We start from the raw sequence: 15,285 nt of genomic DNA on the forward strand, positions 1-15,285 counted from the left end.
ATTCCCGATGGACCGGCGCTCGCGGCGCCGTGGTCCGCGTCTCGCGACCGGTGTTCGAGCGAGCGGCCCGGCGGCTCGAGCGGCACTCCAGCCGTGATCTCCAAGCTGGGGTGCGGTGCCCGCGTGTGCGCGCGGCGGGCCTGACGAGTCGACACCGGCGCACCGCCGGAAAGGACGGGAGTTGCCATGGAACTCGGCCTGAAGGACAAGGTCGTACTGATCACCGGCGGCAGCGGCGGCCTGGGCCGCCCGCTCGCCCGCGCCTTCGCCGACGAGGGCGCCAGGGTCGCGCTCACCTATCTCAGCCGGGTGGAGAACGCCAGGGCCGTGGCCGCGGAGATAGCGGCGGCCGGCGGCCAGGCGCTGCCGGTCCGGCTCGACCTGACCGACGCGGACTCCGTACGGGCGGCGGTCGCGGAGGTACGGGACACGTGGGGCGGCGTCGACGCCCTGGTGGTCAACGCCTCGGCCTCCGGCGGCCCCAGCCCGCACGCGCCCGCCTTCGAGGAGATCCCGGCCGAGCGGTGGCTGCCGCCGCTGCGCGCGGAGGTCGAGGGCGCCTTCCACACCGTGCAGGCGGCCCTGCCGGCGATGAAGCCGCGCGGCGGCGGCCGGATCGTGTTCATGTCGGCGGCCATCGTGCAGCGCGGACTGAAGGGCGCGGAGGGGTACGCGGCGAGCAAGTCCGCCCTCCACGGACTCAGCCGCACCCTGGGCACCGAGCTCTTCGAGCACGGCATCCTCTCCAACTGCGTGGCTCCCGGCCCGGTGGTGACGGAGGGCCTCCTTGAGAAGCTGCCGGAGGAGGTACGCGCCCGGGTCGCCGGCCTGGACGCCGAGGGAGCCCGCGCCGCGCTCAACAAGGCGATGCCCTTCCTGCACTTCTCCACGGTCGCCGACGTCGTCAACACCACGCTGTTCCTGGCCTCCCCGGCCAACGGCAACATCACCGGCAACGTGGTCTACGTCGACGGCGGGCACTGATGACGGCCGGTAGCCGGGAAGCGGTCTTCAGTCCGCTGCGCGAGCTGGGGAAACTGGCGCCCTTCCAGTGGTCGGCCGGTCTGGTGGCCCGCGGCATGGCCGAACTGCGGATCGCCGACGCGGTCGGCGACGGCCGGCGCACCACGGAGGAGATCGCGGAGGCGATCCGCGCGCACGCGCCGAGCCTGGAGCGCTTCCTGCGGGTGTGCGAGCTGCACCGCCTGGTCGCACCGGCCGACGGATCCGGGGACGTACGAGAGTGGGAGCTCACCCCGGCGGGGCACCTGCTGCGCTCCGACGTGCCGTCCCTGCGCGGCTTCAGCATCGCCGTCAACGCGCCCGGCATGACCCGCCCCTGGGAACTGGTCGCCGACGTGGTCCGCACCGGCTGCCCGGCCACCCGGACGGTGTGGGGCATGGACCACTGGGAGTACTACGCGGCCAACCCCGACGAGGCGCGCAGCTACGCCGAGACCTGTGCCTCGCTCTCCGTCGAGGCGGCCGAGGCCCTGGTCGCCAGCGTCTCCCTGGCGGGGGAGCGGGAGATCGTGGACGTCGGCGGCAGCCCCGGCACCGTGCTCGCCCGGGTGCTCCGGGAGGTCTCCGGAGCGCACGGCGTGCTGCTCGACCTGCCGTGGGCGGTCGGCTACGCCCGCGAGACCTTCGAGAGGTCCGGCCTGACCGGCCGGGTGGAGCTGGTGCCCGGCGACTTCCGGGCCGAGGTCCCGGCCGGCGGCAGCCTCTATCTGCTCAAGAACGTGCTGTGCGACCTCGACGACGAGGCCGCCGCACAGCTGCTCGCCAACTGCGCCAAGGCCGCGGAGCCGGGCAGCCGGCTCGTGCTGCTCGACTGGGAGTACACCGAGCACTCCTCCCACGTGCACGCCAACGACGTGGAGTTCATGGTGCTCACCGGCGGCCGGGCGCGCACCGAGGAGGAGTACCGGCGGCTGCTCGCCGCCGCGGGCTTCGACGACTGCCGCCGGCTGCCCCTGGCCGGCCACGAGCGGGCCCCCATCGCACTGATCGAATCCGTCCGGGCCTGACAGGGCCCCGGAGAATCAAGGTGGTTGAGGATGTCGGGTGAACTGACCCAGGACCGGTCCGACGACCGGTTCGACGACCGGGTGGAGGCCTGCGAGGGCGCGCCCGTGATCGGCCTGCCGCCCGCGCAGGCGGTGGCGGAGCTCGGCTGGGGCATGTGGGCGAGCGCCGTGGTGCAGGCCGCGGCCCAGCTGAGGCTCGCGGACGCGGTGGGCGACGAGCCGGCCACGGTGGAGGAGATCGCCGCCGCCGTCGGCGCGGACGTCCCCGCGCTGAAGCGCCTGATGCGGGCCCTGGTGGGCTTCCGCGTCTTCCGGCAGGCGGCGCCCGGGAGTTACGCGCACACCCCGATGTCGCGGGCGATGCGCTCGGACGCGCCGGGCTCGGTGACGGACATCATGCTGACCGGCTCGCACTGGGGCTGGGAGATGTGGGGCAAGCTCGCGGAGAGCGTCCGCTCGGGCGACTGCGCCTTCCAGAAGACGTACGGCAAGGACCTGTTCACGTACTTCCACGAGGACGACAACGCGGCCGGCGAGACCTGTCTGAAGGGGTACGCGGCGCAGTCCCGGGCCATGAACCCGGGTGTGGTCGCGGCCCTCGACCTGGCGGGCGTGGACACCCTGTGCGATGTCGGCGGCGGCCACGGCAGCCTGCTGAAGTCGCTGCTCGAAGGCAGTCCGGGAGTCAGGGGCGTGCTGTTCGACCGGCCGCACGCCATCTCGGCGGCGCTGCCCGAGCTGCGCGAGGGGGGCTCGCTGGGCGACCGGACCCGGCTGGTGACCGGCGACTGCTTCGAGGCCGTGCCGGAGGCGGACGTGTACGTCATCCGTCAGGTGCTGCACATGTGGGACGACGACGCCTGCCACACGGTGCTGACCAACTGCCTCAAGGCGGGCCGTCCGGGCGGCCGGGTGGTGCTCCTGGAGCAGCTGGTGGCCGATCCGCCGGAGACACCCTGGGACGCCCTGATGGACCTTCACATGCTGCTGGTGATGGGCGGTTGGGAGCGTACGGCCGAGGAGTACGGGGCGATGTTCGAGCGCGCCGGCTTCGAGTACGCCGGGGTGGTGCCGAGCGGCACGCCGCTGCGCCTGGTGGTCGGCCGAATACCCGCGTGACGGGGCCGCGGCTGGTGCGTACGCTCGTTACGCACCAGCCCGCAACCGCCCCCGCCCCAGGCTCACTTGGCGGCGGCCGCCCGCTTGGAGCCCTTGGCGGCGCTCTTGCCGGCCCGGAGCTTCACCGCCTCTTCGTGGGTGATCGGCGCGGCCGACCGGACGAAGTCGAGGACCGTCTCCAGCTCGCTCTCGGTGAACCGCTCGCACAGCTCGGCAAGGGAACTGCCGAGCGATTCGAACAGTGGGAAGACCTTCGCCTCCAGGTTGGGCATCGGCGTGACGAGGACACGTCGACGGTCCTTCGGATCCCGATCGCGACGGACGTGGCCGGCCGCCTCCAGTCGGTCGATGACCCCGGTGATGGCGCCGGTCGTCACCCCGTTCTCCTCGGCCAGCTGCCCGGCCGCCATCGGGCCGCGGGCCACCAGCGCCCCGAGACAGTTCAGGTCGAGGACGCTCAGCCCCAGGCGGTCGGCGACCGCCTGGTGGAAGAGCACCGACTGGCTCACCAGACCACGCAGCTCCTGATCCACGGCCGCGGCCAGTTGTGCACGTTCCGCACGTTCCGCGCTTGACATACGTCCCGTCCTTCCAGTTACCTTGCCTCATCGTTATCTCAGCAACTAAGATAACGAGTCAAAGAGACTCCTGCCTGGTAAGCATCCGAGTTGCTGATTGTCTTGGTCAGTCTAGATCAAAGAGAGGTGCACCATGTCGAACCCGTCCGCGGCGGCTCCGCCCGTCGAGGGGGACCCGAAGCGCAAGGTCGCACTGATCGTGGTGCTCTTCGCCGCGTTCATGGACCTGCTCGACTCCACGATCGTCAACGTCGCCATCCCGTCGATCCAGACCGACCTCACCACCGGTTACGCCACCGTGCAGTGGGTGGTCGCGGGCTACCTGCTCTCCTTCGCCGTCCTGCTGATCCTCGGCGGCCGGCTCGGTGACATGTACGGCCGCAAGAAGCTCTTCCTGACCGGTGTCGCGGGCTTCACCGTCGCCTCCGCGCTGTGCGGCTTCGCCGGCAGCCCGGGGATGCTGGTCGGCGCCCGGGTGCTCCAGGGCGCCATGGCGGCCCTCATGGTGCCGCAGGTGCTGTCGATCATCACCGCCGCCTTCCCGCCCAAGGAGCGCGGCGCCGCCCTCGGCGCCTTCGGCGGCGTGGCCGGCCTCGCCACCGTCGGCGGCCCGATCATCGGCGCCCTGCTCATCGACGCCGACCTGTTCGGCCAGGGCTGGCGCATGGTCTTCCTGATCAACCTGCCGGTCGGCATCCTGCTGTTCCTCGCGGCCTCCGCCGTCATCCGCGAGTCGCGCTCCGCCGAGTCGATCAAGCTGGACGTCGTGGGCACCCTGCTGCTCACCGTCGGGCTCCTGCTGCTGCTCGTCCCGCTCGTCCAGGGCCGCGAGCTCGACTGGCCGCTGTGGACCTTCGTCTCGATGATCGCCTCGGTGCCGGTGCTCGCGATCTTCTGGGCGTACCAGCGGCGCCTCGGCGACCAGGGCCGCCCGGGCCTGATCGTGCCCTCCATGTTCCGCAGCCGCTCCTTCACCGCCGGCATCGTCGCCAACACGGTGTTCTTCGCGGTCACCATCGGGCACTTCCTGATCTTCATCCTCTTCCTGCAGAACGGCCTCGGCTTCTCCGCCCTGCGGGCCGGCCTGACCGGAGTGCCCTGGTCCTTCGGTGTCAGCTTCGGCGCCGCCTTCTCCGCCACCGTCCTCACCGCCAAGCTCGGCCGCAAGGTCATGATCATCGGCGCCGTCCTGCTCGCCACCGGCCTCGCCGGGATCGCGCTCACCATCCAGCTGCGCGGCGCCGAGATCGGCTCGTGGTCGCTGCTCCCGACGCTTCTGGTCGGCGGCCTCGGCATGGGCATGATCATCGCGCCGATCCTGGACTTCATCCTGACCGACGTCCCGCCGGAGCACGCCGGCGCCGGATCCGGCGTGGTCAACGCCTTCCAGCAGGTCGGCGGCGCCCTCGGCATCGCGATCATCGGCGCCCTCTTCATCGGCTTCCTCGGCGGCTCCGCCGACACCGCCGCCAAGGACGCCGGCACGCAGCTGCGCACCGCACTCGTCCAGACCCATGTCTCCCCGGACCAGCAGGCCAGGCTCACGGAGACCTTCCAGACCTGCTTCACCGAGCGCACCAAGTCCAAGGACCCGACCGTCGAGCCCGCCAGCTGCGCGCCGCTGACCCAGGTCACCGACCCGCAGGCCGGTGCCGCCATCGGCGCCGCCGCCAAGGACGCCCGCCGGGAGGTCTTCTCCGCCGCCCTGCAGCGCACGATCCTCGCCCAGATCGGCCTGACCGCCCTGGTCCTGCTCCTGGTGCTGCTCCTGCCCAAGCAGGCCAGGCACCACGACGAGGCCTGGGAGGAGACCGCGGAGCCCGGCACCGAGCCCGCCGCCCCCGGCGTGGCGGAGCCCCGTACCGCCTGAGCCCGACCCGTACCGCCTGAGCACCACCACCCGTACGACCCGAGCACCACCACCGACCGGGCGGCCGCGAGCACGCGGCGGCCGTCCGGGCCGGGCGCCCCGAAGCACCGCCCCGCACCTGACCGAACGTCCCGAACGGAGAGGTACCCATGACACCCGCTCCCACCGAGCAGACGCCCGTTCTCATCGTCGGCGGCGCCGTGGTCGGCCTTTCGACCGCGCTGTTCCTGGCCCGCCGGGGCATCCGTCCGCTGCTCGTCGAGCGCCACCCGGGCGCCCTGGGCCACCCGCGCGCCCGGGTCATCAACCCCCGCACCGTCGAGGTCTTCCGGGCCGCCGGCCTGGAGGAGGAGATCTTCGCCGACCGCTCCCTCACCTCCGAGCTCAGCGAGAAGCTCATGGTGCGCGCCGAGACCCTGGCCGGCCCGGAGATCTTCTCCGCGCCCATGCAGGACGAGGCCCCCGAGCTCACCTCCGAGGTCACGCCCTGCACCTGGTGCTCCATCGACCAGGACAAACTGGAGCGCATCGTCGCCCGCCGTGCCGCCGAACTCGGCGCGGAGCTGCGCTGGTCCACCGAGCTCGTCGGCTTCGAGCAGGACGAGGACGGCGTCACCGCGACCCTCCGCGACACCGCCACCGGCGCCGCGTCGACCGTACGGACGCAGTACCTGATCGGCGCCGACGGCGTCCGCAGCGCCGTCCGCGAGGCCGCCGGCATCGCCGTCGAGGGCCCCGGCACCCTGATCCACACCGTCAGCGTGGTCTTCAAGGCCGACCTCACCGAGCCGCTGCGCGGCCGCGACCTGGGCCTCGGCTACTTCGACCAGCCCGACACCGGCACCCTGCTGATGCCGCTCGACGGCTCCCGCTGGGTCTTCTACACCCCCTTCCACCCCGAGCGCGGCGAGCGCCTGGAGGACTTCGACGAGGCCCGCTGCATCGAGGCGATCCGCGCCGCCATCGGCGTGCCCGGCCTCGCCGTCGACGGACTGGAGGTGCAGGTCGAGAAGACCGGCGAGAAGATCCTCGGCTTCGACATCTCCGCCGGGCTCGCCGAGCGCTACCGCGCGGGCCGGGTCTTCCTGGCCGGCGACGCCGCCCACACCATGCCGCCCACCGGCGCCTTCGGCGCCGCGACCGGCATCCAGGACGCGGACAACCTCGCCTGGAAGCTCGCCGCCGTCCTGCAGCGCACGGCCGGACCCGCACTGCTCGACTCGTACGAGGCCGAGCGCCGCCCGGTGGCCCGCTTCACCATCGACTACGCGCTCGCCGAGCTCCAGGAGCGCTCGCACGACCAGGACGACGACGGCCGGCCCAGCTACGCGGCGGCCATCCTCGGCCAGCTCTACCCGGCCGGCGCCCTGCTCCCGGAGGGCGCGGACACCACGGACGCCGAGGAGCTGCCGCCCGCCCTCGACCCGCGCGTGCTCGGCAGGCCCGGCACCCGCGCTCCGCACACCGCCGTGAGCTGCCGCGGCAAGGAACTGTCCACCCTCGACCTGTTCGGCGAGGCGCCGGTGCTGCTCGCCGGCCCCGAGGGCATCGGCTGGGAGCACGCCGCGGGACCGGCCGCGCAGCGGCTCGGCGTCGACCTCGACGTCTACCGGATCGGCGGGGAGTCCGTCGCCGACCCGGCGGGGGACTGGGCCTCGCGTTACGGGGTGGACGCCGACGGCGCGGTGCTCGTGCGCCCCGACGGATTCGTCGCCTGGCGCTCGGCCGGCGCCGCCGACGAGCCGCAGGCCCGGCTCGAAGAGGTCCTGACCCAGGTCCTCGACCGCGCCCCGCACGTCTGAGCCGTACCGGCACCACCACCCGCACCACCAGCACCAGATGCGTGAACCGCGCGAACCGCATGAACCGCACGAACGGAAGGAACGACCGATGACCACTCAGGAGAAGGCCTTCAGCGACGCGCTCGGCGCGACCACCACCGGACTGCTCAAGTTCGTCGGCGGCGCGTCCGAACTGACCCTCGCCGCCGAGCCCAAGGACAGCGACCACCTCTACCAGGGCAGCTTCTCCGGTCTCGTACCGGAGATCGACACCACCGGCGGCGTCGTCACCGTCCGCTACCCGCGCCGGCTGCACCCGTTCTCCGTCCGCCGCCACAGCGGCAGCCTCACCCTCCACCCCACCGTGGCCTGGGCGATCGAGGTCGACGGCGGCACCGGACGGCTCACCGCCGACCTCTCCGGCCTGGTCCTCACCCGGCTCGACCTCGGCAGCGGCGCCAGCCATGTCTCCGTCTCGCTGCCCCGGCCGCGCGGCACCGTGCACATCCGGGTCGCCGGCGGCGTCAGCAACGTCAGCCTGCGCCGCCCCCAGGACGTCGCCGCCCGGATCGCCGTCCGCGGCGGGGTCTCCCAGCTCACCTTCGACGCCCAGCATCTCGGCGCCGCGGGCGGCGGGGCCACCTTCGCCGGACCGACCTACGAGACCTCAGAGGACCGTTACGACATCGAGGTGCTCGGCGGCGCCAGCGCCCTGACCGTCGACCGGGCCTGATCCCACCTCACCCGTCGAGGGACTGCCCGGGGGCCGTGAGCCCCCCGGGCACGTCTCACTGATCGGAGCAAGGAATGTATTCCAACCTCGCCATCTTCGATTTTCTCGTCTCCCTCATCCTCTTCCCGGTCTGGCTGTTGGCCGCGCTCACCGTCCGGCGGCTCGCCACCCGCCCGGACACCCGCCGGCTGCGCCGCGGCGCCCGGATCGCCGTCCCGTTCCTCCTGCTCGGCTTCCTGCTCGCCGCCGGGCGGGTCCTGCTCTTCTCCCAGATGGCCGGCCTCAACTGGGCCCTGGTCGGTGACCGCCGGGTCATCACCACCCTGCTGCTGCTCCTGCCGGGAGTGCTCGCCACCCTGGTCCTGAGCCTGCCGAGGGTGTGGTCGGCGGCCCGCCGCGGCGGCCCCGAGGAGCCCGCCGCCCTGGCCGCGCCGCGGATCACCGTCCCGCCGCAACTCGCGGCCTTCGGCGCCGCGGGCGGCTTCTTCGAGAAGTTCCTGCCGCCGGATCGTTCCGCCGCGCTCAACTACACCGTCTACGGGCTGATCCTGGTGGCCTTCGCCTGCTGGCTGGTGTTCCGCAACCGCCGCCGCGCGGACCGGCTGACCGGCCGGACCACCGCCCCGCAGCGCACCCGCGGCCGGCGGGTCGCCGTACGCCTCGGCACCACCGTCGTGATCCTCGGCGTGCTCGGCGCCCTGGTCACCCTCGAGTCCCAGCGGAGCCGCTTCCCCGACACCTTCTCCATGATGAAGGGCACGATGGACTACGGCGGCGGGACCGTCTTCGCCGCCGACCACGCGGGTCACGGCGGGGACGGCGGGCAGGCCGGACACGCCGGCCACGGCGCCACCGCCACCAACGCCCTCGGCGTCACGGGTACGGGCACGGGCACCCACGCCTCCGGCCACGCGGCCGGCACGCCCGCCACCAAGCCCGTCGGCGTGGACGCGCTCAAGGGCCCCGAGACCGGCACCCCGGACCGCCGCTTCACCCTCACCGCGCAGGAGGCCACGCTCAGGCTCGCCTCGGGCCGCACGGTCGACGCCTGGACGTTCAACGGCCAGATCCCCGGCCCCGTACTGCGCATGAAGCAGGGCGAACTCGTCGAGATCACCCTGGTCAACAGGCTCAAGGACACCCCCGTCAGCACCCACTGGCACGGCCTCGACGTCCCCAACGGCGAGGACGGCGTCGCCGGTGTCACCCAGGACGCCGTGCAGCCCGGCGGCACGTACACCTACCGGTTCCGCGTCAAGGAACGCGGCACCTTCTGGTACCACTCGCACCAGTCCTCCTCCGAGCAGGTGCAGCGCGGCCTCTTCGGCCCGATGATCATCGACCCGGCCGAGCAGACCCGCCCGGTCGACCAGGACGTCACCGTCCAGGCCCACTCCTGGGAGACCGCCCAGGGCGACACGCTCGCCCTCGGCACCTCCGACACCCTGGACCGCCGCGCCGCGCGCCCCGGGCAGAAGATGCGCCTCCGGCTCGTCAACAGCGACATCCTGACCAGGACGTTCACCCTGACCGGCGTCCCGTACAAGGTCACGTCGATCGACGGCATGGACATCAACGAACCCGGTGAGCTGACCGGTCGCCGCCTCGTGGTCGCCGGCGCCGGCCGCCTCGACGTCGAGTTCACCATGCCGGACACCCCGGTCCGGCTGGCCGCCGAGGACGCCCCGACGGCGGGCATCGCCTTCTCCGCCGACGGCAAGGGCAGCCTCGAACCGCGCTTCGACGGCGCGGAGTTCGACAAGACGTCGTACGGCAAGCCGGCGGCCACGCCGTTCGACGCGAACAGCCGCTTCGACCGCACCTTCGACCTGACCCTCGACGAGTGGCTGGGCTTCTACGACGGCGGCTTCGCGCTCCGCATGACCATCAACGGCCGGGTCTTCCCCGACGCCCCGATGCTCATGGTCAAGGAGGGCGAGACGATCCGCGTCCGCTTTCTCAACCGCGGCCAGGAAGACCACCCGATGCACCTGCACGGCCACCACGTCCTCGTCCTCAGCAAGGACGGCAAGCCGGTGACCGGCAGCCCGCTCTGGCAGGACACCGTCCTGGTCCGCCCGGGCGAGGCCTGGGAGGTCGCCTTCAAGGCCGACAACCCGGGCATCTGGATGGACCACTGCCACAACTTCACCCACGCCCAGCTCGGCATGGTCATGCACCTCGCGTACGAGAACGTCACCACCCCGTACACGGTCGGCGGCAAGAACGGCAACCGACCCGACTAGCCCAGGGCGGAGGCCGGCCCGTCCGGCCGGCCTCCCCGTACCCGCTCGCGGTGACCGGCGTCGCCATCGTCCCGCGTGCGCGAGGCCGCGCTGCGATGTTCCCGGCCCAGCCGGGCCCGAGCGAGGTCCGAGGGCGGCCGGGTTTCCTTCCGTCGAGAGGGAAACGGCTCCCGGCGCGCGTGCCGGGGCGCCCTCGGGCCGAGTTCGCAGGGACGCGCTCCTCCGGGCGCCCCTGGGGAACCCACCCGAGGCAGGACCGGTTCCCAGGGGGGCCGGGGTGCGGCCCGGCCCCCGGAGCCGCGGAAACCCGCGACCCGCGACGCGTCGGCCCGCCCCCTCGATCCGCGGCGCCCGGTACCTCCCCCGGCCGGGCGCCGCGCTCTTCTCCCCCCTTCCTTCTCCCCCCTTCCTTCTCCTGCCTTGCTCCGGCTCGCGAGCGATCCTCGAGCCGTCCCCGAACCGGCGCGGCCAGATTCGGCGGGCGACCGTCCGAGACATCCGCGTCCGCAGGGAGGAACCCATGGCCGCCCCGATCAGACCGCCCGCCGCCGGCGAGCGGGAACAGGAGACCCGCACCGCCCCCGTTCCGGCGGCGGACCGCCCCGGCCGCCGCTCCGTACTGCCCGGCCGGCCGCGCTGGTTCACCACGCTCTTCCTCACCGACGTCTGGGAGCGGTTCAGCTTCTACGGGATGACCGCGATCCTCGTCCTGTACGCGACGGAGGACACCGCGCGCGGCGGCCTCGGCCTCGCCGCGGGCGACGCCGGCATCCTCTTCGGCGCGTACATGGCGGCCGTCTTCCTGTCCTCCCTGCCCGGCGGCTGGATCGGCGACCGCATCCTCGGCGCCCAGCGAGCCGTCCTGCACGGCGGGATCCTCATCGCCCTCGGCCATCTGACGATGGCCGTCCCCGTCACCGGCTCCGTCTACCCCGGCCTGCTGCTCGTCGCGTGCGGCACCGGACTGCTCAAGCCCAACATGGCCGGTCTGCTCAGCGCGTTCTACGACCGCGAGGACCGCGCCGGGCGCGATGCCGGCTTCGCCCTCTTCTACATGAGCGTCCAGGTCAGCGCCCTGATCTCGCCGATCGTCGTGGGTCTGCTCGGCGAGGGTGTGAACTGGCACCTCGGCTTCGGCGTCGCCGCCCTCGGCATGGGCGCCGGACTGCTCCAGTACGCCCGCGGCCTCCGGCACTTCGGGGAGGTCGGCCGCGCGCCGGAACGCGCCGCCAAGCCCGCCGAGCGCACCCGGGTGCTGCGGGTCGCGCTCGCCGCCGTCGCCCTCGTCGTCCTCGCGTACGGCACCGACATCGCCCTCGGCGCCTTCCGGCTGCCCCATGTCATGATCCTGGTCGGCCTGTCGGCCGTGGCCTCCCCGGCGATCTGCTTCTGGCGGCTGCTGCGCAACCCGGTCCTGACGGCCGTGGAGCGCGTCCGGGTCCGTACGTACATCTGGCTGTTCCTGGTCTCGGCGGTCTTCTGGGCGCTGTTCCTGCAGGCCGGATCCGCCTTCTCGCTGTTCGCCAAGCACGCCACCGACCGCGAGGTGTTCGGGCGCACCCTGCCCGCCAGCTGGTTCCAGTCGGCGATCCCGCTCTTCGTCCTGGTCCTCGCCCCGGTGTTCGCCTGGCTGTGGACCAGGGCGGGCGACCGCCTCTCGACCGCCACCAAGTACGCCGTCGGCATGGGCGCCGTGGCCGCCGCCTATCTGGTGATGGCGTCCGCCGCCGGCCTCGCCGCGGGTGGCGCCCAGGTGTCGCCGCTCTGGCTGCTCGTCGCCTTCCTGCTGCTCGCCGCCGGCGAGGTCTCCTTCGGCCCGGTCGGCATGAGCGCCTCCACGGCCATCGCCCCGGCGACCTTCGTCAGTCAGATGGTGGGCCTGTTCTGGCTCTCCGGCGCGCTCGGCGGCGGTATCGGCGCCAACGCCCTGAAGGCCTCCGGCGACGAGGTTCCCGGCCCCGGCTTCTTCCTCGGCCTCGCCGCCGCGGCCCTCGTGACGGGCACGGTCCTGCTGCTCCTGCGCCGCCCGCTCACCCGCCGCCTCGGCGTCTGACCGTTCCGCCGCCGCGTGGGTCCCGGGGCGCCCCGCCCCGGGACCCACGGCCGGGTCGCAAAGAGGTTCGGTTAGTCTTGCCTTACCAAGGTGCCGGCGGGGACCGGACGGGCAGGGCGGAGCGGGAGATGAGGCGTCGTGGATAGGATCGCGCTCACCGCTGCCGCTCTGTACGCCATCGTTCTGCTCCGGGCGGGCGGGACGTTCGCCGTCGGGTGGCTCACCGCCGCCGGTGTCCGGCGCACCAGGTTCGTCGCGCGGGTCTCCTCGGACCGTTTCCGGCGCGTCGAGCGGGCCATCCAGCGGTGGGGCGCCCCGGTGGTGGCCGTGTCCTTCCTGACCGTCGGCTTCCAGACCGCCGCCAACTTCGTCGCGGGCAGCATGCGCATGCCCTTGTCGCGCTACCTTCCCGCACTCTTCGTGGGAGGAGCCGCCTGGGCGCTGCTCTACGCGACCGTGGGCGTCGGGGCGCTCGACCTGCTGACCACGCTGTTCGCCGAGCGGACGGTCCTCGGAGTGGCCGCGGTGGCCGTCCTCCTCCTCGCGGTCGGGGGAGTGGTGGCGTACCGCAGAAGGTCGGCGCGCCCCTCCTTCGGAGGAGCGGACCGCACCCCTCGCTGAGGCGCCCGTACGCGGCGGTCCGCAGCCGCCGAAGCGGGCTCGGACGCGGCGCAGTTGGGCGGCCGTCCCCTCGCGGCGCGGGAACTCCGGCCCGTTGAACTATCTTGGGCGGCAGCGAGACGAGAAGGAGCCACCCCGTGTCATCTGGGCCCGTGCCATCCGAGCAGCAAGCGCGCGCACAGGCGGCCGCGATCACGCCGGGCAGGCGCTCGTCGGAGGCGGAGACGGAGACGGCCTCTCCCGCCGAGCGGCTGCAGGTGCTGTTCGGCGGACACCGGCTGTCCCCGGCGCAGCGGCGCATCGCCCAGTTCCTGACGGACCACCTCACCGAGGCCGCGTTCCTGTCGATCACCGAGCTCGCGGAGCGGGTCGGCGTCAGTCAGCCCTCGGTGACCCGGTTCGCCTCGTCGCTGGGATTCAGCGGGTACCCCGCCCTCCGGGACGCCCTCCAGCCCATCGCGCTCAGCGCGATCGCCGGCGCGCCGGAGGAGGGGGAGGGGCGGCTCCGCAACGAGCTCCAGTCGGCGGTCGACGCCGAGATCGAGAACCTGACGTCCCTGCGGCGGGTGTTCGCCGACCCCGACCGGATCCTCGACATCGGCCGTGCGCTGGCCCGGTCCGTACCGCTGACCGTCCTCGGCCTGCGGATCTCGGTCTCCCTCGCGGAGTACTTCGCCTATGCCGCGCGCCGCATCCACCCGGACGTACGGGTGGTGACGCGCGGCGGCAGCGTCGCCTACGACGGGCTGCTCCAGGCGCGCGAGGCGGGCGGGGAGTGGGTCCTCGCCTTCGCGATGCCCCGGCACGCCAACGAGACGCTGGCCGTCGTCAGAGCCGCCCGCGGCGTCGGGCTGCGCGTCGCGCTGATCACCGACCTGACGCTCGGGCCGCTCGTCGACGAGGCCGATGTGGTGTTCACCGCGGGCACCGGGGCCCGGCTCGTCTTCGACTCCTACGCGGCGCCCGGAGTGCTGTCCGCGGCCATCCTCCAGGCCATGGCGGACGCGGACCCGGAGCGTACCCAGACCCGCCTGGAGAAGTACGAGCAGGCGGCGGAGCAGCACGCCTTCTTCCTGGACGACTGAGTGCGCTCTGTACAGATCCATGCATGAAAATTTTCATTCTCTTGCTTTCTCGACCGTAAGAATATTTACTGTGGGAGCCCCCACGGGCCCGAACAGAACACCGAAGGGTCGCCCCCTCCTCCTCAGACGGCCCTCGTGTTTGAACGGCATGCACCGCTTCTCCAGGCGGGTGCACAGTGGCGGCTCCGATCAACCCCTGGATCGGAGCCGCCACACCTCTTTGCCCGTCGCCGTCGCCATCACCGCCGCCGCGCCGAAGGCGAGGACCGCGCACACCAGCCAGACCGTCACGTACCCCGACTCCGCCGGTGTCCCGTCACCCGTGCCGCCGCCCGGGCCCCGAGCGGCCGAGGCGCCCAGCAGGGAGGCGATCACGCCACCCGCGACCGCGCCGCCGAGCGTCTTGACGTTGTTGTAGAGGGCCGTGGTCACGCCGGTACGGGACGGGGCGCTGCCCTCCGCGATCACCGTCGGCATCGCGCCGAGCGCCACGCCCATACCGAGTCCCGCGAGCACCTTCGCCGCGACCAGCTGCCAGACCGCCGTGTGCAGGACGGCCGTGACGAGGAAGCCCGCGCCGATGAGGACGAAGGCGAGGCACAGCGTCCGCACGTAGCCCAGACGGCCCGCGACGCGCGCGGTGAGCGAGGAGGTGACCACCGCCGTCACCGCCGCGGGCAGGGCCACCAGGGAGATCGTCAGGGCCGAGAGCCCGAACCCGTACCCGGTACGGTCCGGATCGGCGGCCAGGAACGTGGCGTCGGGCGACTGACTGCCGAAGTAGACGACGCCGAAGGCCAGGGCGCCCAGGAAGAACGGGGCCACGCCGCGGTCGGCGAGCGCCCGTACGTCCACCAGCGGCTCGGCCGTCCGCAGCTCGACCACCGTCCACACCGCTCCCAGCACCACCGCCAGGAGCAGCGGGCCGAGCACCCCGGCGGACAGCCCGCCGGCGTCCCGCGCCGCGGAGACGCCGGACAGCAGCAGCACCATCGTCACGCTCAGGAGCACCGCGCCCGGCCAGTCGAGCCGGCCGCCGGCGGCGCGCGCCGACTCCGGAACGGCCAGGAAGGAGACGTGGCCGCCTCGCGCCTTGAGGTGCGGTCGGTCGGCGGGGTGCCGCTGATCCACGTCCGGGCCCCGCGCATGTCCCGGCTCTCTCGGCTGCC

Annotated in this window: 12 protein-coding genes; 10 read left to right on the forward strand and 2 right to left on the reverse strand. The window is 73.0% G+C overall.

The annotated features are described in order from the left end of the window. Positions 1-186: 186 nt before the first annotated feature. From AB0M18_RS34485 to AB0M18_RS34495, 3 genes are read left to right on the forward strand one after another with little or no spacing between them, the layout of a single operon-like run. Entirely contained in the window at positions 187-984 is a 798-nt protein-coding gene (locus tag AB0M18_RS34485) for an SDR family oxidoreductase (RefSeq protein WP_365765072.1), read from the forward strand. After that, the gene (locus AB0M18_RS34490; protein ID WP_365765074.1) at positions 984-2,030 is read left to right on the forward strand and encodes a methyltransferase; all 1,047 of its coding nucleotides are present in this window, start codon (positions 984-986) and stop codon (positions 2,028-2,030) included. Before AB0M18_RS34485 ends, AB0M18_RS34490 begins: the two co-directional genes overlap by 1 nt. A 30-nt stretch (positions 2,031-2,060) precedes the next feature. Continuing rightward, on the forward strand, positions 2,061-3,149 hold the full coding sequence (locus AB0M18_RS34495) for a methyltransferase (protein WP_365765076.1): 1,089 nt from the start codon (positions 2,061-2,063) through the stop codon (positions 3,147-3,149). Positions 3,150-3,211: 62 nt separating this feature from the next. Here AB0M18_RS34495 and AB0M18_RS34500 read toward each other — a convergent pair whose 3' ends face one another. Further along, a complete protein-coding gene (locus AB0M18_RS34500; RefSeq protein WP_265868722.1) occupies positions 3,212-3,727 on the reverse strand; it encodes a MarR family winged helix-turn-helix transcriptional regulator in 516 nt (171 codons plus the stop codon). Between the two features lie 133 nt (positions 3,728-3,860). Here AB0M18_RS34500 and AB0M18_RS34505 point away from each other — a divergent pair, with 133 nt between their 5' ends. The 7 genes from AB0M18_RS34505 (at position 3,861) to AB0M18_RS34535 (ending at position 14,116) form a co-directional block, all read left to right on the forward strand. Next, positions 3,861-5,597, forward strand: a complete 1,737-nt coding sequence (locus AB0M18_RS34505) for an MFS transporter (RefSeq protein ID WP_365765078.1) — start codon at positions 3,861-3,863, stop codon at positions 5,595-5,597. A gap of 149 nt (positions 5,598-5,746) precedes the next feature. Then, entirely contained in the window at positions 5,747-7,399 is a 1,653-nt protein-coding gene (locus AB0M18_RS34510; RefSeq protein WP_365765080.1) for an FAD-dependent monooxygenase, read from the forward strand. Positions 7,400-7,487: 88 nt separating this feature from the next. Next, positions 7,488-8,111 carry a hypothetical protein gene (locus AB0M18_RS34515; protein ID WP_365765082.1) on the forward strand — a complete coding sequence of 208 codons (624 nt, stop codon included), beginning with the start codon at positions 7,488-7,490 and terminating at the stop codon, positions 8,109-8,111. A 74-nt stretch (positions 8,112-8,185) separates the two neighbouring features. Next, a complete protein-coding gene (locus tag AB0M18_RS34520) occupies positions 8,186-10,357 on the forward strand; it encodes a multicopper oxidase family protein (RefSeq protein ID WP_365765084.1) in 2,172 nt (723 codons plus the stop codon). Positions 10,358-10,877: 520 nt separating this feature from the next. Next, a complete protein-coding gene (locus tag AB0M18_RS34525; protein WP_365765086.1) occupies positions 10,878-12,410 on the forward strand; it encodes a peptide MFS transporter in 1,533 nt (510 codons plus the stop codon). Positions 12,411-12,548: 138 nt separating this feature from the next. After that, positions 12,549-13,031, forward strand: a complete 483-nt coding sequence (locus AB0M18_RS34530) for a VTT domain-containing protein (RefSeq protein WP_365765088.1) — start codon at positions 12,549-12,551, stop codon at positions 13,029-13,031. Between the two features lie 152 nt (positions 13,032-13,183). After that, entirely contained in the window at positions 13,184-14,116 is a 933-nt protein-coding gene (locus AB0M18_RS34535) for a MurR/RpiR family transcriptional regulator (protein ID WP_365765092.1), read from the forward strand. A 189-nt stretch (positions 14,117-14,305) separates the two neighbouring features. On the opposite strand, the gene AB0M18_RS34540 is transcribed toward AB0M18_RS34535, so the two are convergent. Further along, positions 14,306-15,285, reverse strand: a 980-nt coding sequence (locus tag AB0M18_RS34540; RefSeq protein WP_365765090.1) for an MFS transporter, incomplete at its 5' end; no start/stop codon positions are given.

Source organism: Streptomyces sp. NPDC051909, from assembly GCF_040681095.1.
Taxonomy (GTDB): Bacteria; Actinomycetota; Actinomycetes; order Streptomycetales; family Streptomycetaceae; genus Streptomyces.